Source organism: Cupriavidus sp. C2SS-8b (genome assembly GCF_057073745.1).
Map to the genome: position 1 here is coordinate 1,139,776 of NZ_CP172717.1, position 20,466 is coordinate 1,160,241.

18 protein-coding genes are annotated in these 20,466 nt (G+C 65.5%); 10 read left to right on the forward strand and 8 right to left on the reverse strand.

Translation table 11 applies throughout. From position 1 onward, the window contains the following. Positions 1-163: 163 nt before the first annotated feature. Together ACIGJB_RS22180 and ACIGJB_RS22185 are read left to right on the forward strand one after the other, a co-directional pair. Entirely contained in the window at positions 164-508 is a 345-nt protein-coding gene (locus tag ACIGJB_RS22180) for a hypothetical protein (RefSeq protein ID WP_483734432.1), read from the forward strand. Positions 509-578: 70 nt separating this feature from the next. Beyond that, complete coding sequence (locus ACIGJB_RS22185; protein WP_483734433.1) at positions 579-773, forward strand: hypothetical protein; 195 nt, start codon at positions 579-581, stop codon at positions 771-773. 98 nt (positions 774-871) lie between these two features. On the opposite strand, the gene ACIGJB_RS22190 is transcribed toward ACIGJB_RS22185, so the two are convergent. From ACIGJB_RS22190 to ACIGJB_RS22200, 3 genes are all read right to left on the reverse strand, one after another. Further along, a complete protein-coding gene (locus tag ACIGJB_RS22190; RefSeq protein ID WP_483734434.1) occupies positions 872-4,705 on the reverse strand; it encodes a response regulator in 3,834 nt (1,277 codons plus the stop codon). A 3-nt stretch (positions 4,706-4,708) separates the two neighbouring features. Next, positions 4,709-5,842 carry a response regulator gene (locus ACIGJB_RS22195; RefSeq protein WP_483734435.1) on the reverse strand — a complete coding sequence of 378 codons (1,134 nt, stop codon included), beginning with the start codon at positions 5,840-5,842 and terminating at the stop codon, positions 4,709-4,711. Between the two features lie 211 nt (positions 5,843-6,053). Next, entirely contained in the window at positions 6,054-6,377 is a 324-nt protein-coding gene (locus tag ACIGJB_RS22200) for a thioredoxin family protein (RefSeq protein WP_483734436.1), read from the reverse strand. Between the two features lie 277 nt (positions 6,378-6,654). Between ACIGJB_RS22200 and ACIGJB_RS22205 the strand changes: the two genes are divergently transcribed. From ACIGJB_RS22205 to ACIGJB_RS22215, 3 genes are all read left to right on the forward strand, one after another. Next, a complete protein-coding gene (locus tag ACIGJB_RS22205) occupies positions 6,655-8,223 on the forward strand; it encodes a fatty acid--CoA ligase (RefSeq protein ID WP_483734437.1) in 1,569 nt (522 codons plus the stop codon). A 228-nt stretch (positions 8,224-8,451) separates the two neighbouring features. Continuing rightward, positions 8,452-8,805: an ArsR/SmtB family transcription factor gene (locus ACIGJB_RS22210; protein ID WP_483734438.1), complete on the forward strand. Its 354-nt coding sequence runs from the start codon at positions 8,452-8,454 to the stop codon at positions 8,803-8,805. A 105-nt stretch (positions 8,806-8,910) separates the two neighbouring features. Then, positions 8,911-9,966 carry an alkene reductase gene (locus ACIGJB_RS22215; protein WP_483734439.1) on the forward strand — a complete coding sequence of 352 codons (1,056 nt, stop codon included), beginning with the start codon at positions 8,911-8,913 and terminating at the stop codon, positions 9,964-9,966. A gap of 107 nt (positions 9,967-10,073) precedes the next feature. On the opposite strand, the gene ACIGJB_RS22220 is transcribed toward ACIGJB_RS22215, so the two are convergent. Beyond that, on the reverse strand, positions 10,074-11,066 hold the full coding sequence (locus ACIGJB_RS22220; RefSeq protein WP_483734440.1) for a J domain-containing protein: 993 nt from the start codon (positions 11,064-11,066) through the stop codon (positions 10,074-10,076). Positions 11,067-11,455: 389 nt separating this feature from the next. Between ACIGJB_RS22220 and phbB the strand changes: the two genes are divergently transcribed. The 3 genes from phbB to ACIGJB_RS22235 all read left to right on the forward strand — a co-directional run bounded on the left by phbB (position 11,456) and on the right by ACIGJB_RS22235 (position 13,976). Then, on the forward strand, positions 11,456-12,199 hold the full coding sequence (gene phbB, locus ACIGJB_RS22225) for an acetoacetyl-CoA reductase (protein WP_483734757.1): 744 nt from the start codon (positions 11,456-11,458) through the stop codon (positions 12,197-12,199). 182 nt (positions 12,200-12,381) lie between these two features. After that, positions 12,382-12,630: a helix-turn-helix domain-containing protein gene (locus ACIGJB_RS22230; RefSeq protein WP_483734441.1), complete on the forward strand. Its 249-nt coding sequence runs from the start codon at positions 12,382-12,384 to the stop codon at positions 12,628-12,630. 5 nt (positions 12,631-12,635) lie between these two features. After that, positions 12,636-13,976 carry a type II toxin-antitoxin system HipA family toxin gene (locus tag ACIGJB_RS22235; protein ID WP_483734442.1) on the forward strand — a complete coding sequence of 447 codons (1,341 nt, stop codon included), beginning with the start codon at positions 12,636-12,638 and terminating at the stop codon, positions 13,974-13,976. 175 nt (positions 13,977-14,151) lie between these two features. Here ACIGJB_RS22235 and ACIGJB_RS22240 read toward each other — a convergent pair whose 3' ends face one another. The 3 genes from ACIGJB_RS22240 to hpaC all read right to left on the reverse strand — a co-directional run bounded on the left by ACIGJB_RS22240 (position 14,152) and on the right by hpaC (position 16,616). Next, positions 14,152-15,558, reverse strand: a complete 1,407-nt coding sequence (locus ACIGJB_RS22240; protein WP_483734443.1) for an MFS transporter — start codon at positions 15,556-15,558, stop codon at positions 14,152-14,154. A 107-nt stretch (positions 15,559-15,665) separates the two neighbouring features. Next, positions 15,666-15,926: a tautomerase family protein gene (locus tag ACIGJB_RS22245; protein ID WP_483734758.1), complete on the reverse strand. Its 261-nt coding sequence runs from the start codon at positions 15,924-15,926 to the stop codon at positions 15,666-15,668. 192 nt (positions 15,927-16,118) lie between these two features. Next, positions 16,119-16,616, reverse strand: a complete 498-nt coding sequence (gene hpaC, locus ACIGJB_RS22250) for a 4-hydroxyphenylacetate 3-monooxygenase, reductase component (protein ID WP_483734444.1) — start codon at positions 16,614-16,616, stop codon at positions 16,119-16,121. Between the two features lie 266 nt (positions 16,617-16,882). Here hpaC and ACIGJB_RS22255 point away from each other — a divergent pair, with 266 nt between their 5' ends. Next, positions 16,883-17,518: a response regulator transcription factor gene (locus tag ACIGJB_RS22255; protein WP_483734445.1), complete on the forward strand. Its 636-nt coding sequence runs from the start codon at positions 16,883-16,885 to the stop codon at positions 17,516-17,518. Here the strand turns inward: ACIGJB_RS22255 and ACIGJB_RS22260 are convergent. Next, positions 17,515-19,035 (reverse strand): sensor histidine kinase, encoded by a 1,521-nt coding sequence (locus ACIGJB_RS22260; RefSeq protein ID WP_483734446.1) that lies wholly within the window; start codon positions 19,033-19,035, stop codon positions 17,515-17,517. The genes ACIGJB_RS22255 and ACIGJB_RS22260 overlap by 4 nt on opposite strands. Positions 19,036-19,271: 236 nt before the next feature. Between ACIGJB_RS22260 and ACIGJB_RS22265 the strand changes: the two genes are divergently transcribed. Then, the gene (locus ACIGJB_RS22265) at positions 19,272-20,462 is read left to right on the forward strand and encodes an acyl-CoA dehydrogenase family protein (RefSeq protein WP_483734447.1); all 1,191 of its coding nucleotides are present in this window, start codon (positions 19,272-19,274) and stop codon (positions 20,460-20,462) included. The last annotated feature ends 4 nt before the right edge of the window (positions 20,463-20,466 follow it).

Consider the following 20,466-nt stretch of genomic DNA (forward strand, 5'->3'; position numbering starts at 1 on the left):
ATAGCTGTGCGTGATTACACTAGCTTCCGTGCCGCACAAAAAACACTACGGCACCGCTCACAAGGCGAACTGGACGGCATGCAGGGCGGCAGATCCGCCGCCCCGCGCCCCCACCAGTCACACGGGGAATGCCGCCTGAAATCAGTCAGAAGAAGCAGCAACCATGCACAACAAGACTCTCAACGCCCTCCTCCTTTCCGCCATCATCCTCGGTGCCAGCGCCATCGCCGGCCAGGCTTGCGCCCAAGGCATGCAGGACCGTGGCATCTCCGGGGACCGCTACGGCTACGTAATGCGCCAAGGTAAGCCCGACCCGTTCACGGACGGCGCCAACGCCATCGGCAAGCGTGACCCGTTCACCGACGGCGGCCACGTCACCGACAAGCGCGACGCCTTCACCGACGGCGGCCACAGCGCGGGTGCCGGCATGAACATCGCTGGCATGGACCACTCCGGCGTGTCTGCGCCGCCCGCACATGGCGCAGCGCTCTCGGACGCCAACGCGTAATCAGAACGCATACCGGCGCAGGCCTCGTTTGCCACGAAGCCTGCGCGCACCATTCCTTCCAGAGATCGCAATGAAGACCATCCTGCTGGCGCTGCTTGGCGCCGCGGCTGTCACGGCGGCGTGGCCCGCCATGGCCGGCCCCGACTGGGCCGTCATCGAGCGCGGTCGCGCAGCGGCGCGAGCGGCGCATCCGTGCACCGGCACCCACCAGCGTCCGACCAGAATCACGGCGGCGAGCGCGCCCGGCGCTACGCACCACGGTTGATCAGCGCGGTGGCCGCACGGCCGTTGATGCCGCTGTAGCCAACCTGCCGGACTGCGCTATCCGTGCGGCTCGTTTGCCCGATCCACCAAGGCGCGTCCCTAGCCTTCCCCGTCAGCCAGAATCTCCACCGCCCCGTCGAAGTCATAGTTCTCCACCGCCTCGCACAGGCGGCCGAAGCGATCGGCATCCAACGCATCCGCCAGCCGCTGACGGTGGGCCACAAGCGTCAGGCTGGCCTCGCTGGCGCCATCGGCCAGCTGGCGGCGCAGACAGTCGAGGACGTCCGCGGTACTGACGGACTGGGTGGAAACCGGGCCGGCGGGTTCCGGGGTATCCGGCGGCAGGTGCTCGCGCAAGGCTTCGCACAGGCTGGCATGCGCCTGTTCCAGCGTCTGCAGCAAGGCAGACGGATCTTCCGACCCCATTCCCGTCAGCGCGCACTCCAGCGATGCCGAGGCCCCGGCAACGTGCCTGGCGCCAAGGTTGCCGGCCAGTCCGGCCAGCGTGTGCGCCAGGCGCGCGGCCTCGGTAGGCTCGCCGCCCCGCAGCAACTCGGCGATCCGCTCCGGTGTGCGGGCATAGCCTGAAAGCAGGCGTTTCAGCAACTGGCGGAACGTGTCGATGCTCCCGCCCACCCGGGCGACGGCGCCATCGACATCGACCAGGCCCGTGGCAGCCAATGCGAGGGTCCAGTCCGGCGCATTCCCTGGGCGTGCCACGATTGCGTCGTGCACGACGTGCGGATCGTCATGCCAGCCTGCGGCCTCGTGCGTGCCGGCGCCAGTCCTTGACGGCGTGCCGGTCAGCCAGCGGTGCAGCGTCGTGAAGAAGGTGGCGGGACTGATGGGCTTGGGGATATGGTCGTCCATGCCCGCCGCCAGGCAGCGGTTGCGGTCTTCGGGCAAGGCGTTGGCCGTCATCGCCACCACGGGCATCGACGCCAGCCGAGGATTGGCGCGGATGTGGCGCGTGGCTTCGAAGCCGTCCATGACCGGCATCTGCATGTCCATCAGCACCAGGTCGTAGTCCTGCCCGGCCAGCAGTTCGAGTGCGATCGCGCCGTTCGCCGCCGTATCGGGCGTGATGCCGGCCTGCTGGAGCAGGTGGGTGGCGACCTCGCGATTGATCTCGTTGTCTTCGACCAGCAGCACGCGCGCATGCGGCAGCGTCCAGCCTGGCCCCGTCACGGACTTCGGTGCGCCCCGGTCGGCCATGCGCCCCGGCTCCGACGCCAGCACGCGCATGGTCGCGTCAAACAGGACCGACGGGCTGACCGGCTTGTGCAGCGCGGTCTCGAAGCCATTGCGCTGGCCTTCGCGCACGACCTCTTCGCGGCCGTTGGCGGTAATCATCAGCGGGCGCGGACGCTGGCCCTGCAACGACATCGCGGCCAGCCTGCGCACGGTTTCGATGCCGTCCAGCCCGGGCATGCGCCAGTCGATGTAGACCGCATGGTAGGGATCGGACACGGCATCCGCATGCTGGATCGCGGCCAGCGCCTTTTCGCCCGATTCGGCTTCGTCCGCGCGGAAGCCGAAGCCGCGCAGCATGGAGGCAATCACCTGGCGCGCATAGCCGTGGTCATCGACCACCAGCAGGCGGCGCCCTGCGAGTTCGGGTTGCACCAGCAGTGCCGGCGCCCACCTGGTGCCCGGCAGCAGCGACAGCTCGAACCAGAATGTGCTGCCCTTGCCGGCCTCGCTCTGCACGCCGATCGTGCCGCCCATGAGCGTGACCAGGCGCTGGCTGATGGCCAGCCCCAGTCCGCTGCCGCCATATTGCCGCGTGGTGGAGCTGTCCGCCTGTTCGAAGCTGCGGAACAGTCGCGGCATGGCATCGGCATCGATACCGATGCCCGTATCGCGCACCTCGAAATGCAGCCGGACCCGCGTCTCGGCGTCTTCGCCGGCGCAGCGCGCGACGCGGATGGCAATCTCGCCGCGCTCGGTAAACTTGACCGCATTGGTGGTGAAGTTGATCAGCACCTGGCGGATGCGCAGCGGATCGCCGCGCAGCGAATTGGGCACGTCGCGCTGCACGTCGACCACCAGTTCCAGCTGCTTGGCGGCGGCGCGTTCGCTGACGAGGTCGCCGACCGTGCGCAGCAGGCGCTCCAGCGAAAAATCGATCTGCTCGATCTCCAGCTTGCCGGCCTCGATCTTCGACAGGTCCAGGATGTCGTTCAGGATGCCGAGCAGGTGCTGGCCCGCACGCTGGATCTTCTCGATGTAGTCGCGCTGCTGGGAGTCGAGATCGGTGCTAAGCGCCAGGTGCGCCATGCCGATCACCGCGTTCATCGGCGTCCGGATCTCGTGGCTCATATTAGCCAGGAAGCTCGCCTTGGCCTGGGCGGCGGACTCGGCTTCGTTCTTGGCCTTGGCCAGCTCGGCGTTGGCCACGGCCAGCTCACGGGTGCGCTCCCACACCTTGTGCTCGAGCGTCTGCGACATCTCCTTCAGTTCGCGATTGGCACGCTCCTGCTCGGTAATATCGATGCCTACCGCGCCCACTCCCACCACGGCCTTGCTGGTCGGGTCCTGTACCGGGAAACGCATCATCCGCAGCTGGCGGGTGCCTTCCGGCGAGGCCAGCGCGTAGATCTGCTCTTCGGCCTGGCCGGTGGCCATCACGCGTTCCTCGATCTCCCAGCGCTCCTGCGTGCCGCCGGGCATGACCGCGAGCTCGCGGTCGGTCTTGCCCAGAAGCGCATCGCGCTCTTGCCCGAGCAGGGCCTCCAGGGACGGATTGAGCTGCAGGAAGGCATGGTTGCGGTCCTTCAGGTGCATGATGGCCGGCGAATGGTCCAGCAAGGCGCGCAGCCGCTCTTCGCTCTGCGCCAGCTTGTGCTGGCTCTTGCGCAGGGCCCAGGCCGCCACGGCGATCAGCAGCATGATGGCGCCCGCCATGCTGGCCACCACGGTGCGCGTGGACAGGTAGGAGCTGAGCGCCTCCTCCATGTCCTGCTCCAGGATCAGCCCGCACCCTAGTGCCGGTATCCATAGCCCCGCCCCGGCCGCGCGCTGGCCGCGGTAGTCGCGGTAGCCAAAGGCCAGCTGCAGGGTTTCCGATTGCAGCACCTGCTGCGCCATGTTCGTCAGCGGCGCGTCATCGGCGGCACGCCAGCGGCCGTTGCCCAGGTCGGTCGGCACGCGCAGGCGCAGGTTGAACATGGAAGCATCGCCTGGCTGGAGCAGCCCCTGTCCGGCCAGCGTCTCGTCGAAGCGGCTCGGCGAACTGAGGCGGCCGTCGCGGTCGATCACATACAGCTCGCCCGAGTTGCCGAAGCGCGCGGCCTTGAGGATCTGCAGCATCACGGCATACGGATCGATGCGCAGGCATAGCGCGCCGACCACGCGATCATGGTCCCACAGGCGCGAACACACGATCTGGAACGGACTGTGGCCCGCCGGTCCGACCGGCCCGTCCTGGAGCAGCGGCCCCGGGTACGGCGCCGACACCGACGCGCCGTTCTCACGCGCACGCGTCGCGGTGGCGGCGGCTTCGGGCTGCAGCGTCTTGCCGTTGCGCTCGGCCAGGTCCGACACCAGTATGCGGTTATCCATCGTGATCAGGCCGTAGCCGATATAGCCGTTGGAGCGGTACAGCGGCGTGATCCAGTTGATGAAGTCGCGCAATTGCTCGGGACTGGGCTGCGCGCCCTTGGCCAGCAGCGGCCGCGCCAGGCGCACTGTCTCGTCCAGCGTGCTCATGGAGACGGCGCGGCGACGCTGGTCGGCGGCCCAGGTCTCAAGCTGGCGCGCGGTGGTGTTCACGGTGGCGCCCAGGCGCGCACCGACGCTGGCCTGCTCGTTCTGGCGCACCATTGACATGGCGGCGAACGCCACCAGCCAGACCGCCAGGATTAGCAGCGCGCCGTAGGCCGGCAGCGAGCCGCGCAGCCAGAAGCCTGCGTGGGAATCGGGCTTGGACATCGTTCAGATGGCGGGCACGGCCTGGCGCTGCGGCGCGTCCGCGGGATCGGCAAAGCGCAGCGCAATGGCGTGGAAATCGTCGGCGATGCCCTCGAATGCGTCGACCATGCCGGGGTCGAAATGCCGGCCGCGGCCTTCCAGGATGATTCGCACGGCGTCCTGGTGCGAGAAGGCCGGCTTGTAGACGCGCCGTGAAATCAGCGCGTCATAGACATCGGCCAGCGCCATCAGGCGGGCCGATACGGGAATGGCATCGCCGGCAAGCCCCTCCGGATAGCCGGTGCCATCCCATTTCTCATGGTGGTACTGGGCGATTTCGCGTGCATAGCGCAGGAAGGAATCGCCCGTGCCGCACTGGGCCTCGGCATCGGCAATGGCATCGCGTCCCAGCAGCGTGTGGGACTTCATGGTCTCGAATTCTTCCGCGGTCAGCTTGCCGGGCTTGAGCAGGATCCGATCCGGAATGCCGACCTTGCCGATATCGTGCAGCGGCGCGGACTTGAACAGCAGGTCGATGGTGCGGTCGTCCAGCTGCGCGCTGAAGCGCGGGTCGTGGCGCAGCGCGCGGGCCAGGGCCCTGACGTAGTGCTGGGTCCGGCGGATATGGTTGCCGGTCTCGTTGTCGCGCGTTTCGGCCAGCGCGGCCAGCGCAATGATGGTGGCGTCTTCGATCTGCGTGATTTCACGCGTGCGCCGCTGAACCTCGGCCTCCAGGTACGCCGACCGGTCGCGCAGGAAATCGTGCGCCTGCTTGAGCGTGAGCTGGCTGGCAATGCGGGCGCGGGCCACGGGCGGGCTGACCGGCTTCATGATGTAGTCGACCGCGCCGACCTCGAACCCGCGCGCTTCATCGCGTTCGTCCGTGCGGGCGGTCAGGAAGATCACCGGGACATGCGCGGTGGCCGGGTTGGCCTTGAGTTGGCGGCAGGTTTCATAGCCATCCATCTCGGGCATCGATACGTCCATCAGGATCAGGTCCGGCGCCGACGAGGCGGCCAGCTGCAGCGCCCTGGCGCCGCGGTTGGCCACGCGCACGCGGTACTGGTCCTGCAGCATTGCCACCATGGCGGCAATGTTCTCGGGAATGTCGTCGACGACTAGGACGGTGGGTCGCTGCTCGGGGCTGTCGGCGCTCATGTTCAAGGCTTAGGATTGGCCGGCCGCCTCGCCGATGTGCGAAGCAGCCATGTGCCGGATTCAGGGACCAGGCGCCCACGGGGAGTGCTGCCACCCGCAGGGTTCGCCAATCGAAGAATCGGCCGGAACGAGCGAAACCTGTTCCCTCCTGAAGCGGGGATTGCAAGCACGCTTATCTTTGCTCCGGGGGAGCCCGGCAAGCCGGGCGGACTCAGGCAATGGCCGCCATGGCCTCCAGAATGGGCGCGGCATCGGCGGGCCTGACCAGGCGCGATACCTCCTGGCCATCGCGCAGGAACACGAGCGTGGGCCACAGCTTGACCCGGAACGAGCGCCCGAGCGGGCGGCCGCTGCCGTCTTCCACCTTGATGTGCCGCAGGCCGGGGTAGCTGGCAAAGGCCTGGGCCAGCGCAGGCTGGGCACGCTGGCAATAGCCGCACCAGCCGGTGCCGAATTCAAGCACCGTGGCACCAGGCAGGGCGTCGATCTCCGCACGCAGGGGCGCGTCGGAAAGGTATTGGTCGGTCATTGGCATCGCAGCGTGTCCTCCCGGAAGCGGGGGTTATGTCTTTCCATGCAGGCGGCTTGTTGCATGCTGCGAAGCAACTACCGTACCGGCGGGGGAGTTTGCCATGCCACCGTCCTTCAGGCCAGCTTCCTCCAGCAACGGCGGGCGCCATGTGTGCCGCTTCACGCATAAGAAAAGAGGAAATCGTTATTTCACATCCAGGTAATCCCCGCCTTATAGTTCGCGATTCACGCGAACGAAACGGGCGTATGGGCACGCTTGCCCGCGCCCCTGGAGTACAAAGTTGACTGACGGCCTGACGCTTGGCGACACCCTTTCCTGGCCCGCGCGCTACCTGCCGCGCAAGACCGCGCTGGTCACCGGCACCGGTACGGCACGGCGCGCGTGGACCTATGCCGGCCTGGATGCCGAAGTCAATCGCCACGCCAATGCCCTGCTTTCGATCGGCCTTGGCAAGGGCGACGTCGTAGCGGCCTTTCTCTACAACACGCCGGCCTTCGTCTTCACGCTGCTGGCCTGTGCCCGCATCGGCGCGGTGTTCAACCCGGTCAACTATCGCCTGGCCGCGCAGGAACTGGCCTACATCCTGAACGATGGCAAGGCCGGGGCGCTGGTGTTCGAGCGCGAAGTCGCGACGGTCGCGGAAAAGGCCGCGGCGCAGGCCACCGGCACGCCGCTGCGGATCTATGCGGACGACGGCGAGGCGCCGTCGTTTGCCACGCACCACCTGTCCACGCTGGCCGCCAGCCAGGCCACCACGGCGCCGGAGGTCATCGTGCACGAGGAGGATCCCTGCATCCTCATGTACACCAGCGGCACCACGGGCCGGCCCAAGGGCGTGGTCCATACCCATCGCAGCAAGCTGTTCCACAACGCGATGATGCATCAGGCCATGGGCCTGACGCGCGAGGACGTGGGCCTGTCGATGGCCCCGCTCAACCACACCGCCGAGCTGCACACGAGCTTCCTGCCCCGGTTGCAACTCGGCGCCACACAGGTGCTGCAGCGGCGTTTCGATGCGGGGGAGGCCTGGGCGCTGGTCGAGGCCGAGCGCGTGACGCACTTCTTCGCCGCGCCGACCATGGTTGGCATGCTGCTGAACCATCCCGACGCGGCGCGGCGCGACCTGTCTTCGCTGCGGCTCGTGGAATATGGCGGCGCCTCGATGGCCCCGCACCTGATCCGCGAATGGGATCGCAAGATCGGCGCCGGCCTGGTGCAGGTCTACGGCACGACCGAGATGGGTCCCTGCATGTCCGTGCTTTATCCGCACGAGCAACTGAGCCACGCGGGCTCGGCGGGCCTGCCGTCGCTGGGCCACGACCTTGTGGTGGCCCGCCTGCGCGACGACGGCGAGCCGACCGATCCCTCCCAGCGATGCGAAGCCGGCGAGGTGGGCGAAGTCCTGGTGCGCGGGCCGTGCATGATGCGCGGCTACCTGAACCGGCCCGATGCCAACGCACGGGCGCTAGCCCATGGCTGGTACCACACCGGCGACCTGGGCAGCCTGGACCACGACGGCTACCTCTGGATCCGCGATCGTATCGACTACATGATCAATTCGGGCGCCGAGAACGTTTACCCGCGCGAAGTGGAAGACGCGCTGATCGAGCATCCTGCCGTGCTGGAGGTCGCGGTCGTCGGCGAATCGGATGCGACGTGGGGCCAGGTGGTCGGCGCCTATGTCGTCACGCGGCCGGACGCGCAGGTCAGTGCCGAACAGCTTGATGCGTACCTGCTGCAAGGGGACCGGCTGGCCGCCTACAAGCGGCCGCGTCGGTACCATTTCCTGGACGCGCTGCCCAAGACTACGAGCGGCAAGATCCAGAAACATATGCTCCGCGGCGGCTGACGGCGGCACGCGCGGTGTCACTGGCCTAAGGACTTCAAGGGCTGCCCGGGCAATTGGGCAGCCCTCTTCGCATACCGGTGCAAAAAAACGTGCCGATGCGGCGGGAATGACAAAAATCCTTGGGCGGTGGGAAAAATCTGTTGAACAAACCCGCACCCTTCAAGGGGTCATGCAGACTGCCCACTTATATCGTATAGTCCCGATATACAGTTTGTTGCTTCCCGATATATGGTTCGCGAATCACCGAAACAACCCGCGACGGACACCGCCCCTGCCAAGCCAGAGATCGACGTGGATGCCATCCACAAGGCCCTGGCCAATCCGGTGCGGCGGAACATCCTGGCCTGCCTGCGCACGCCGGAAGCGTACTTCGCCGCGCAGGAGTACCCGCTCGACATGGGCGTCTGCGCGGGGCTGATCGACGCGCACTGCGGGCTGTCGCAATCGACGGTCTCGGCGCACCTCGCGACGCTGCAGCGTGCCGGGCTGATCCGTGGCCGGCGCATTGGCCAATGGGTTTTCTTCAAGCGTGACGAAGAGACGATCCAGGCTTTTCTCGACCATATCCATCAGGACCTCTGACGCCCTGACGCTCTGAGGCTCAGATTCGTACCGGCCCGGCGCTACCCGCGTCTTGCCATTGCACAGACCCGTGCGTTCTTCCCTCCCGACAAAAACCAGGATCCTATGCCTACTCTCTTCGACCCCATCCGCATCGGCGACCTCGACCTTCCCAACCGCGTCATCATGGCGCCGCTGACGCGTTCACGCGCGGTGGGCGGCGAGCGCGTGCCGAACGCCTTGATGACCGAGTACTACGTGCAGCGCGCTTCGGCCGGCCTGATCATTTCCGAAGCCACCGCGGTGACCCCGCAGGGCGTGGGCTATGCCGACACGCCGGGCATCTGGACCGATGCGCAGGTCGCAGGCTGGAAGCAGGTGACCGACGCCGTCCACGCCGCCGGCGGCCGCATCTTCCTGCAGCTCTGGCACGTCGGCCGGATCTCCGACCCGATCTTCCTGGACGGCGAACTGCCGGTGGCGCCGAGCGCCATCGCGGCGGGCGGCTATGTCAGCCTGGTGCGCCCGCAGCGCGCCTATGTCACGCCGCGCGCGCTGGAAACCGAGGAAATCGCGGGCGTGGTCGCGGCCTACCGCCACGGTGCCGAGAATGCCAAGAAGGCGGGCTTCGACGGCGTTGAAGTCCACGGCGCCAACGGCTACCTGCTCGACCAGTTCCTGCAGGATTCCACCAACAAGCGGACGGACGTCTACGGCGGCCCGATCGAAAATCGTGCGCGGCTGCTGCTGGAAGTGACCGACGCCTGCATCGAGGTGTGGGGCGCCAACCGCGTGGGCGTGCACCTGTCGCCACGCGGCGACGTGCATACCATGGGCGATTCCGACCTTGCCGCGACGTTCGGCTACGTCGCGCGCGAACTCGGCAAGCGTGGCATCGCGTTTATCTGCTCGCGCGAGGCACTGGGCGACAATCGCCTCGGTCCGGCGCTGAAGGCAGCGTTCGGCGGCGTCTACATCGCCAACGAAAAGATGACCAAGCAGACCGCCGAGCGCGTGCTGGCCGCCGGCGAAGCCGATGCCGTGGCATTCGGCCAGTTGTTCATCGCAAACCCGGACCTGCCGCGCCGCCTCAAGCTCGACGCATCGCTCAATGCGCCGCGCCCGGAGACGTTCTATCACCCTGGTGCAGAAGGCTATACGGACTATCCGGCGCTTGCCTGACCGAACCGGCAAGCCCGGTCGCGGCTGCCATTCGGCGGCCGCCAATCAGGACAGCCAAGGGGATCCCCGCCCCTTGGCGAGCGCCTCTGCGCGACTCGACGCCCCGCCTAAAACTCGCTTTCGCCGATTGCCTGGGTTCGTGCATTGCCGCTGCGCGCGGTATTCAGGGTGAGCGACATCCGGCTGTATCGCGTGCCATTGCCCTCAGCGATTTCTTCCAGCGCGAAGGGCTCCGACCTGGAAAGCTGCCCGGTATCCAGGTCCATGAAGCGCACATCAAAGTTGCCCGAAGCCATATTGGAAAACTCGAAGGACGCGCCCGCCTTGATCAGCGCGAAGCGCACCGGGACCGGGCTGCCCCCTTCCAGCGAGAACACCTTCAGAAAGACGTCGGACGGGTTGCGCGAGTTGTCGACCGTCAGCGACGACAATCCCCCCGTCTTGCGGATGGGATAGCCGGGAACGTAGCTGGACCATGCCGGCCACGACTGGCCGTTCGGCGCCGTGGGCTGGCGTGCATAGCGCGGCAGCGCTTCTGGCGACTTTCCCGGCGTGGCGGAAAGCGTGCGCGACTCGGCGGGCGCTGCGGGCACCGTCGCGGACTGCCCGGAATTCTCCACTGGCGTGCGCGAGGTCGGAATGATCAGGTAAATCGCGACCCCCGCCACCACCAGCACGAACAGCGACTTTGAAATCGTGCGATTCCCAGCCGGCTTGGTCATGCCCTTGGCATTCCCCGAGGCCCGGGCGGCTGTTGAAGCCCCGGTAGCGGCAGAGGCCTGGCGCGCCGCCGAACCTGACTTGGAGGCCGTCCCGTTGGGTGCCCCGGAGGCCGAGGAAGCCGGCCGGGCGCGTTGCGCGGCACGGACCGACGCCGCGGCCTGTTCCTGCGCCAGGATCCAGGCATCGTGCTGGGCGCGCCTGGCGGGGTCCATCAGGACCTCGTAAGCCGAGTTGATAATCGTCATGACCCGATGGGAATCGGACGAATCCCGGTTCCGGTCCGGATGGTGCTTTTGACTTAATGCCTCGTATGCCGCGCGAATAACCTCGGGCGGGGCGTCACGAGAAATCTTCAGATTATCGTAATGGGTATGCATTCTCGCGGCCGGCGCATAAAGGTCGCGTCGATTTTACCGCCGGCGACGTAACAAGGGAATCTCGCTTTATGCTGCAAGTTAATAAAAAGTCACGCGCATCGTGTCGCGGATCGCCTTCAAAGTCCCCTTGCCGCACCGCCACAAGGGGTGCATTCCGGACATCCCGGTTGTCCATCACCCTCGCTAAGATCAACCTCCTCGGCCGCCGGAAATTTTTACAAGAGAGCACTCAGCGGAACGGTCAGGGCCGGATTCATGGCCCTACCGGTCACAAGAGGCCAGCACCTTTCCCCAGCAGGGTTACAGCGTTATCACCGTTGTCGGTCCATTACGTCGGCCTGCGAACTCCGCAGGCCCGGGGTCTTTTAGCTCTCAGAGGAGAAATCAGCATGACGAAGAAAATCGCAGTCGTTACGGGCGGCATGGGCGGCCTGGGAGAGGCCATTTCCATCCGCTTGCATGACGCAGGCCATAAGGTTGTGGTGACGCATTCGCCCGGCAATACCAAGGTCCAGGAATGGCTTGCCACCATGGCAGCGAACGGTCGCGAAATGGGTGCATACGAAGTCGATGTGGCCGACTTCGAAAGCTGCCAGGCATGCATGGCGAAAATCCTGGGCGATGTGGGTCAGGTTGACATCCTCGTGAACAATGCCGGCATCACGCGCGACATGGCCTTCAAGAAAATGGGCAAGCCCGACTGGGATGCCGTAATGAGGACCAATCTCGATTCCGTGTTCAATGTCACCAAGCCACTTTGCGAAGGCATGGTCGAGCGCGGCTGGGGCCGCATTATCAACATCTCTTCGGTCAACGGCTCCAAAGGCGCCTTTGGTCAGACCAACTATTCCGCCGCAAAGGCCGGCATGCATGGATTCACCAAGGCATTGGCCCTTGAAGTCGCGAGGAAAGGCGTGACGGTGAACACGGTGTCACCGGGTTATCTGGCCACCAAGATGGTGATGGCCGTGCCGAAAGACGTCATGGACAGCAAGATCCTGCCGCAAATTCCAATGGGGCGCCTTGGCAAGCCCGAAGAGGTGGCGGGACTGGTGGCTTTCCTGTGCTCCGACGACGCGGCCTACCTGACCGGAGCCAATCTCGCCATGAACGGCGGGCAGCATATGGACTGAAGCTGAAGCATCCTGGGCGAGCCATTCCGTACGGGGTCGGCCTGCCCATGGCTGTGCGCCGCATCGCCATCCATCGCCCAGTACCTGCAATAAGACTAAATCTTGAATACGCGCAATACAGGTAACTTGCTTTTACCTGCAATGCCGCTAACATTGACTTATCCGTATAGCAGGTATTCCCTATGACGCAAGTGCTTTCGACGACTCCCCAACTGGGCCAGATTCTGCGCTCGGCGCGTCGGGCCAGGAAACTCACGCAAGGCCAGGCCGCAATCCGGCTGGGCCTGAGCCAAAGCCGGCTGTCCGCCCTGGAACTTGTGCCTAAAGCGATTTCCGCGGAACAGCTGCTGGCTTTGGTGAACCTTTATGGGCTGGAACTGATCATCCAGTCCAAGGACGCCGCCCCGGCATCCGAAAAGACGGACTGGTAAGCGCAGTGGGAAGAAAGTCACACACCCGGGCGCTGTCAGTCTGGGCCAACGGTCTTCGGGTTGGCACCTGGCGCATCCCTGCGCACAGTCCGATGGAGTTCCAGTACGACAAAGACTGGATGGAATCGGCCGCGGGCCGTCCCTTGTCCCTGTCGCTACCGTTTGGTGTTGACGACTCGCCTTTGAAGGGGGAGCGGGTCCGAAACTACTTTGACAACCTCCTGCCAGATAACGACAACATCCGCAGGCGGCTGGCCACCCGCTTTCAGACCGGCTCCACCGATGCCTTCGACTTGCTGGAAGCGATTGGGCGCGATTGCGTGGGCGCCGTTCAGCTGCTCACGGAAGATGAGGCGCCGCAGCATGTCGACCGGATCGAAGGCACCCCGCTGTCCGATGCCGACATCGAAAGACTGCTACAGAACACCGTCACGACGACGGGGCCCGGGACGCTGAAGGAAGACGAGGATTTCCGCATCTCCATTGCCGGCGCCCAGGAAAAAACCGCCCTGCTCCGGCATGAAGGCCGGTGGCTGCTTCCGCATGGCGCCACGCCGACCACGCATATTGTCAAGCTGCCGCTCGGCCTGGTCGGCAACCGCAAGGCGGACCTGACGACTTCGGTAGAGAACGAATGGCTCTGCATGCAGTTGGTCAGGGCGTTCGGGCTTCCGGTGCCCGATTGCGAGATAGTGACTTTCGGCAAGCAAAAGGTGCTGGTCGTGGAGCGGTTCGACCGGCAGCTACATCGCAGCGGCAACTGGATCATGCGATTGCCACAGGAAGACTTTTGCCAGGCGCTCGGCGTGCCTCCGCATTTGAAATACGAAGCCGAAGGCGGCCCGGGGATGGTCGACATCACGGGAGTCCTGCGGCAATCGCAGACGCCTGACCAGGATCTCGAAACGTTCCTGTCCGCGCAAATCCTGTTCTGGTTGCTGGCCGCAACCGACGGACACGCCAAGAACTTCAGCATCCATATGCTGCCAGGCGGGCGCTACACCCTCACGCCACTCTACGATGTCTTGTCTGCCTGGCCGATTATCGGCGACGGGCCGAATCACATCTCCTACCACAAGGCCAAGCTGGCCATGGCAGTGGATGGCAAAAACCGCCATTACCACCTGAAAGATATCCGGCGCCGCCATTTCAATGCCATGGCTGCCAGGTGTTATGCCGGCGAAACCGCGGAGCCGATCCTTCGGGATTTGCTTGCCAAAGTTCCTTCGGTGATTTCGAGCGTGGCAGAAAGCCTCCCTGCCGGATTCCCGGCCCGGGTTTCCGACCGGATTTTCGAGGGCCTCGAGGCATCGGCGAAACGTCTGGAAGAGACGGAATCCGCTTAGGCCCGTTGGCGCCCGCATCGACACTATGACGAAGCCGCCCGGCGCGACGCGCGTTGCGGGATCAGCAGGATGCAGCCCGCGATGAAGGCCTCGTGGATTTCCTTGCGCAATTGCGTCATCGGGCACAAGCCGCACGTTGGCACGGCTTGCGCCGGATTGGCAAGGCACGCAGGAATCAGGCGGCGCCCTTCGCGGCCGAGCCGGCGCGTGCGAACGTGACCACCACCAAGGCGCCCAGCACGAGTACCGCCGCCGCGTACAGCAGCCCCGACGTGAAGCTGCTGGTCACGTCGCGCAGATAGCCAACGATGACCGCGTTCAGCGCCGCGCCGACAATGCCCGCCGCATTGATGAAGGCAATGCCGATGGCGCGATGGTTCGCGGCCATCGCCATGTCGGGCAGCGTCCAGAAGATCGTCATGGAAGCATAGGCGCCCGCGGACGCTGCGCACAGGCCGGCCAGCTTGACCATCGGGTCGGAGGCGACCGAGGTCAGCGCCCAGCCGGCCGCGGCGAACAGCATTGGCAGCGCGACGTGCCAGCGGCGCTCCTGGTGCTTGTCGGAACGGCGTCCCCACACAACCATCGCCGCGATGGTAACGACATGCGGCACCGCCGTCAGCATGCCGATGGCGAGGTCGCTGCTGCCCTGGTTGAAGCTCTTGACGATCTGCGGCACCCAGGTGCTGATCATGCCCAGCGTGTTGACCAGCAGGAAGTAGGCCACGGCCAGTTGCATGACGGGCAGCGAGAACAATGCCTGGCTCAGCGATACCTCCTGCCCTCCCGCCTTCCGGGCCGGGCTGCTGGCGGCATCCTTTTCCAACATCGCCGCCAGCCGCGCGCGTTCGGCCGGGGTCAGCCACTTTGCCTTTTCAGGCGTGTCATCAAGGTACAGCCAGACCGCGACACCAAGCAGCACCGACGGCAGGCCTTCCAGCATGAACAGCCACTGCCAGCCATGCAACCCGTGCAGGCCGTCCAGCTTCAGCAGGTAGCCGGAGACGACGGCGCCAAGCGCCGATGTCACCGGCATCGCGATCATGAAGAAGGCATTGGCACGCGCGCGATGCGCCGCGGGAAACCAGAACGTCATGTAAAGCAGCACGCCCGGCAGGAAGCCAGCCTCGGTAATGCCGACGAGAATGCGCAACAGGTAGAGGCTATTGGCATCCCACGCGAACATGGTCGCGGTGGACGCGATCCCCCACGCCGCCATGATGATGGCGATCCAGCGGCGCGCGCCGAGCTTGCCGAGCATGATGTTGCTTGGAATGCCGAACAGGATGTAGGCGCCGTAGAACACCGTGGAGGCCAGGCCGAAGGCCGTGGCCGACAGCCCGAGATCGCGCCCCATGGTCAGTCCCGCGAAGCCGATGTTGATGCGGTCGAGGAACGAAAACACGAACAGCACGAACAGGAAGCCGATCAGGCGTCGGTAGATCTTTCCTACGACGGCTTCGTCCGCCGCGGCATCGGTGGCGAGGGCGGTATGCGCCTCTGGGAATCGCTCGCCCTGCAGGGTGCGCGATGCGGTGGGGGCCTGCGTGGCATCGATCGTCAGATCGCCATCTGGTCTCATGACTTGTCTCCTAGTTCCTTTGTGGATACCGGGCGCAACGACCGCGGGGGGCTAAAGCCTCTGTATTGCCGCAGTGCGTGGCACCCCTTGCCAGGCTGGCTGGGCGCCTAGCGCCCCAGTGCCTTCGCGGTCTGGCCGCCGATGGCGTAGTCGGTCTTCGGTACGTCCAGGAACATCACCCGGACCGAAGAACGGTCCACGCCCAGCGCATTGACCGCGGCGTCGGTAACGTCGGTGATAAAGGCCTCCTTTTGCTCCTGTGTACGGCCCTCGATCAGGTAAATCTGCATGACTGGCACGGCGTGTCTCCTTTGTGCGGTTCGTTGGTTCTGGACTTCGGTTGACTCGGGTTGGTCATCCCAGCGCAGCGTAAGACGTACCGCGAATGGGCGATATTGGGTCGCGTATGCGCTCGGCTGAGGGTTCCGACGGGGTGCCTACGTATTTCCTTTAGGCGGCACCCGAAGGCCGTCGTCACCGCGGCACGCTCGCAGGCATGCAACGAAGACGCCCCTGTCGGGGCGCTTGGCTCAGGGACACAGGGCAGCAGCTGCGAACGACTATCGCGAACCGTTCACGCGATGGAAATCGCGGTTGAAATAAACCAGGCCGCCCTTGTCCCCATTGACCGCGACGCGGTCGAGCGTGACGAACACGACCGAGTGCGAGCCCACCTCCTTGCAGTCGCTGATCGTGCCCTGCAGCTTGACGATGGCGTCGCGCAGGGCCGGCTGGTCGGCGTCGCCGTCATCCCAGATGTCCCAGGAGAAACGGTCCTCCATCGGCACCTTGGTCATGCCGGAGAAGTGCCGGGCAAGCTCCTCCTGCTCGCTGTTCAGGACATTGACGCAGAGGCGGCCATTGCGCTGGAAAATGCCGTGCGAGGCACTGCCGCGGTTGACACAGACCAGGATCGTCGGCGGCGAGTCGGTAACCGAACACACCGCGCTGGCGGTGATGCCGCACCGGCCGGCGTCGCCCTGCGTGGTGACGATATTGACCCCTGCGGGCAAGTGCGCCATAGCCTGGCGGAATTCGGTTTGATTGACGGCATTCATCGGGTGATCTCGCTAGGGGGCGCGTCGGCCGGTTGCCGACCTCGTTGCCGGCTTGTACGAAAGCCTAGGGCAATGCCCCCGCCACCCGCTATTCATAGGATCTACCCTGATTCGCAGGCTTGTACGCCACCTTCTACGTGTTTTCTTTATCGTGGACCCGGTAGTCCCTGGTGTACGCTTAAGACCTCAAGCATCCTGCCCGGCAAACCGCACAACAGATGCGCACCGGCCGAAATGAATTCCGCCTTATCAAGACTGCCCCTGTCATGACCGCTTCCTCGGCTATCGTCTATATCGTCGACGATGACAAAGACCTCCGCACCTCCCTGGCCTGGCTCCTCGAGACCGTGTCCGTCCAGGCTGAGTGCTTCGCCGGCGCGCGGGAATTCCTCGCCGGCTACGATCCGAAGCGGCCGGCCTGCCTGGTACTCGACGTACGCATGCCCGAGACCGGCGGCTTCCAGCTCCAGCAGATTCTCAACGACCGGGGCGCCACGCTGCCGATCCTGTTCGTCTCGGCGCACGGCGACATCCCGATGTCCGTGAAGGCACTGCAGAACGGCGCCATCGACTTCGTCGAAAAGCCCTACAACCCGCAGCAGATGCTGGAGAAAATCCAGGGCGCGCTGAAGCAGGCCATCCAGCTGCACGACAGCGCCGAGCAGCGCCAGAAGATCCGCGCCAAGCTGGACAAGCTGACCGCGCGCGAGCAGGAGATCCTGTGCCGCGTGCTGGACGGCAAGGCGAGCAAGATCATTGCCGACGAACTGCACATCAGCGTGAAAACCGTGGATGTCCACCGCACCAAGATTCGCGAGAAGCTCGGCGTGGTGAGCACGGCCACGCTGGTGCGGGAAGTGATGGAGGTCTGGGCGTCGTCGAAGACCAGCGCGCTCGGCTAGCGCGCCGGGCGGCGGCCCTGGCTATCCGCCAAATCGGCGCACAAGGGCACCGAGAACGCGAACGACGTGCCGAACGGCACGCGATTCTGCGCCCAGATATCGCCGCGATGCCGCGACACGATGCTCTTGCAGAGCGCCAGCCCGATGCCGTTGCCGCCGGGCTTGCCAGAGAAGAAGCCGTCAAAGATTCGCTGGCTCGCCGCCTGCGGCAGCCCGCGCCCGAGGTCGTGCACGATCAGCATGGCCTTGTCATCATCATCGCCTGTCGTGCAGGTCTCGATGCGCAGCGTGCGCCGGTCGGCTGGCAGCGCCGCCATCTCCTCGATCGCGTTGAACGCGATATTCAGGATCACCTGGCCGATCAGCACTTTTTCGCAGCTGATCGGCAGCGGATCTGGCGACAGTGCCAGTTCCAGGCTGACCTCGGCCTCTTCACACTTCAGCGAGATGAAATAGGCGCTGTCATGGACGATGTCATTCAGGTCGACCAGCGCCTCGGCCTGCTCCAGCTTGACCACATACTCGCGGATGCTCTTGATGATCAGCGACGCATGTTCCACCTGGCGTGCGGCCGCCTCCAGGCCGAAGCGGATCTGCTCCGGATCGGCATGGTTCTTCGCGAGCCGCATGGACGCGCCTTCGATGAAGTTGCGCGTGGCCGCCAGCGGCTGGCTCAGCTCGTGCGCGATTGTCATGGCCATTTCGCCCATCGCGTTGTAGCGCGCGAGGTATTCGATCTCGCGCTCGCGTTCGCGCTCCAGTGACTCGGCTTCGACCTGCGCGGTTACGTCGCGGAACAGCAGCAGGTAGCCGGTCACGTCGTCCTGGATTTCCACGTAGCGCGTGACAGCCTGGTGCCAGCGAAACTCGCCGCTAGCGGTGCGCACCTGGAAGCGCGTGGAGAATGCGCCCCGTGCGGTCGCGTCCGGTGCCACATGGTCGCGCAGCACGGGCATCAGCGGCACTTCGCAGAAGCTGTCGAATTCGGCGCCGAGCACCTGCTCTTCCGTCCGTCCCAGCACCCGGCACCCCGACTCGCTGACATAGGCCACGCGCCCGTGCGGATCCACCACCACCACGCCTTCGGCCAGGTCCTGCATGAATGCGCGGAGCCGGCTCTCGGAGCGGCGCAGCTCGCGCTTCAGCGTTTCTTCCGCCGAGATATCGCGGAACTGCACCATCAGCACGTCGCGCGCCTCCAGCGACACGCGCGTGGCGACGGCCTCCGACAGGATCTCGCTGCCGTTCTTGGCACGGTAGCACCACTCGATCACGCTCTGGCCCGTGCGGGCCGCCTCGTCCAGCCACTTGAGCCCGACCTCGCGCCGGTACTTCTCTGCACTGCTGGTCATATCCGGTGCCTTCAGCGCCGGAAATTCCTCCAGCGTGAACCCCAGGGCCTCGCGCGCTGCGCGGTTCGCCCACAGGATGGACTTGGTGTCGGCGTCATGGACGATCACGCGCAATATCAGCGCCTCGACCATGCGGAAGAAGTCGTCTTGTCCGAATCGATACATGTGTTGCCCAAAGCCATGACGGCGGAATGAACCTAACCCGCAGCGTAGCGCCGGTGGAGCCCGCGCCGTATAGGTAATTCCTTTATGCACCCCCGGAAAACCGCCCGGCAATGCACGCCCCGCTCCAATTGTTCCCTGCCATTGCCCGTCGATAGACTGCATTCAACGGTCCACGCCGTCAGAACCGGACCCCAAGCCGGTCCCTGGCCGGCCCACAACGTCCACCGGAGACAACCATGCTGCATTCCGCCGTGACGGACAGCCTCCTGTATGAGCGCCCCGTCGTTGCCACACCCCCTGCCGAGCCGACCGTGTCGCGCCAGGCCACGCTCGACCGCGTGCTGGCCGAGATCCGCGCCCGCCGCGAAGAGTTCGATGCGAAGCGGCACGTGCCGCGCGATATGGTAGCCCACCTCAAGCAGCTGGGCGTCTACCGCGCCGCGACGCCGCGCTGCTTCGGCGGCGACGCGTGCTCCCCTGCGGAATTCCTTAAGCTGATCGAGACCATCTCCGAAGCCGATGGCTCCGCGGGCTGGGTCGCCAGCTTCGGTTCGGCAGCGGTCTATCTCGCCGCCCTGCCTCGCGAGACCCTCGCCACGCTGTACGCCGACGGGCCGGATGTCGCCTTCGCCGGCGGATTGTTCCCGATCCAGCCGGCCGAAGCGGCGGAGGGCGGCTACCGTGTCAATGGCCTGTGGAAGTTCGCCAGCGGCTGCAAGGGCGCCGACATCCTGGGCGTCGGCATTGGCGCGGGCCAGGGCGGCAAGCCACGTACCGCGGTACTGCGTCCGCAGGACGTGGAAATCATCGAGAACTGGGAAGTGATCGGCCTGCGCGGCACTGGCAGCCATGACCTGCGCGTCAACGATGTCTTTGTCGCCGACGAGTGGACCTTCGTGCGCGGCGGTGCGCCCAGCATCGACGAACCGCTGTACCGCTATCCGTCCATTGCCTACGCCGCGCAGGTGCTGGCGGTGGTCAACCTCGGCGTAGCCCGTGCCGCGCTGGATGAAGTGTTGCGCATGGCTGGTGGCCGCACCGGCATCACCGGCGCTCCGAAGATGGCCGACCGTGCCTACCTGCGAATTTCGGTCGCCAGGGCCGAAGCCGAACTGCGCTCGGCACGCGCCTTCTTCTACGACGCCACCGGGTCCGCCTGGGACACGATCCTCAAGGGCGACGACGTTACCCCGGAACAGACCAGCCTGCTGCGCCTGTCGGCGGTGCAGGCGGCACGCTCCGGCGCCAGCGCCGTGCAGGCGGCCTACCTGCTCGCCGGTACCGCCGCGATCTACGACGGCCATCCGCTGCAGCGCTACCTGCGCGACGCGATGGTCGTCACGCAGCACGCCTTCCTCGGCGAAGGCCTGTACGACGCCGCCGGCGCGGTCAGCCTCGGCGTGCCGCCTATGCCTGGCTACATCTGAATTG

Coding starts and splice junctions, on each gene's coding strand:
- ACIGJB_RS22180 (WP_483734432.1), top strand. CDS start 164: ATGCACAACAAGACTCTCAACGCCCTCCTCCTTTCCGCCATCATCCTC.
- ACIGJB_RS22185 (WP_483734433.1), top strand. CDS start 579: ATGAAGACCATCCTGCTGGCGCTGCTTGGCGCCGCGGCTGTCACGGCG.
- ACIGJB_RS22190 (WP_483734434.1), bottom strand. CDS start 4,705: ATGTCCAAGCCCGATTCCCACGCAGGCTTCTGGCTGCGCGGCTCGCTG.
- ACIGJB_RS22195 (WP_483734435.1), bottom strand. CDS start 5,842: ATGAGCGCCGACAGCCCCGAGCAGCGACCCACCGTCCTAGTCGTCGAC.
- ACIGJB_RS22200 (WP_483734436.1), bottom strand. CDS start 6,377: ATGCCAATGACCGACCAATACCTTTCCGACGCGCCCCTGCGTGCGGAG.
- ACIGJB_RS22210 (WP_483734438.1), top strand. CDS start 8,452: ATGGTTCGCGAATCACCGAAACAACCCGCGACGGACACCGCCCCTGCC.
- ACIGJB_RS22215 (WP_483734439.1), top strand. CDS start 8,911: ATGCCTACTCTCTTCGACCCCATCCGCATCGGCGACCTCGACCTTCCC.
- ACIGJB_RS22220 (WP_483734440.1), bottom strand. CDS start 11,066: ATGCATACCCATTACGATAATCTGAAGATTTCTCGTGACGCCCCGCCC.
- phbB (WP_483734757.1), top strand. CDS start 11,456: ATGACGAAGAAAATCGCAGTCGTTACGGGCGGCATGGGCGGCCTGGGA.
- ACIGJB_RS22230 (WP_483734441.1), top strand. CDS start 12,382: ATGACGCAAGTGCTTTCGACGACTCCCCAACTGGGCCAGATTCTGCGC.
- ACIGJB_RS22240 (WP_483734443.1), bottom strand. CDS start 15,558: ATGAGACCAGATGGCGATCTGACGATCGATGCCACGCAGGCCCCCACC.
- hpaC (WP_483734444.1), bottom strand. CDS start 16,616: ATGAATGCCGTCAATCAAACCGAATTCCGCCAGGCTATGGCGCACTTG.
- ACIGJB_RS22255 (WP_483734445.1), top strand. CDS start 16,883: ATGACCGCTTCCTCGGCTATCGTCTATATCGTCGACGATGACAAAGAC.
- ACIGJB_RS22260 (WP_483734446.1), bottom strand. CDS start 19,035: ATGTATCGATTCGGACAAGACGACTTCTTCCGCATGGTCGAGGCGCTG.
- ACIGJB_RS22265 (WP_483734447.1), top strand. CDS start 19,272: ATGCTGCATTCCGCCGTGACGGACAGCCTCCTGTATGAGCGCCCCGTC.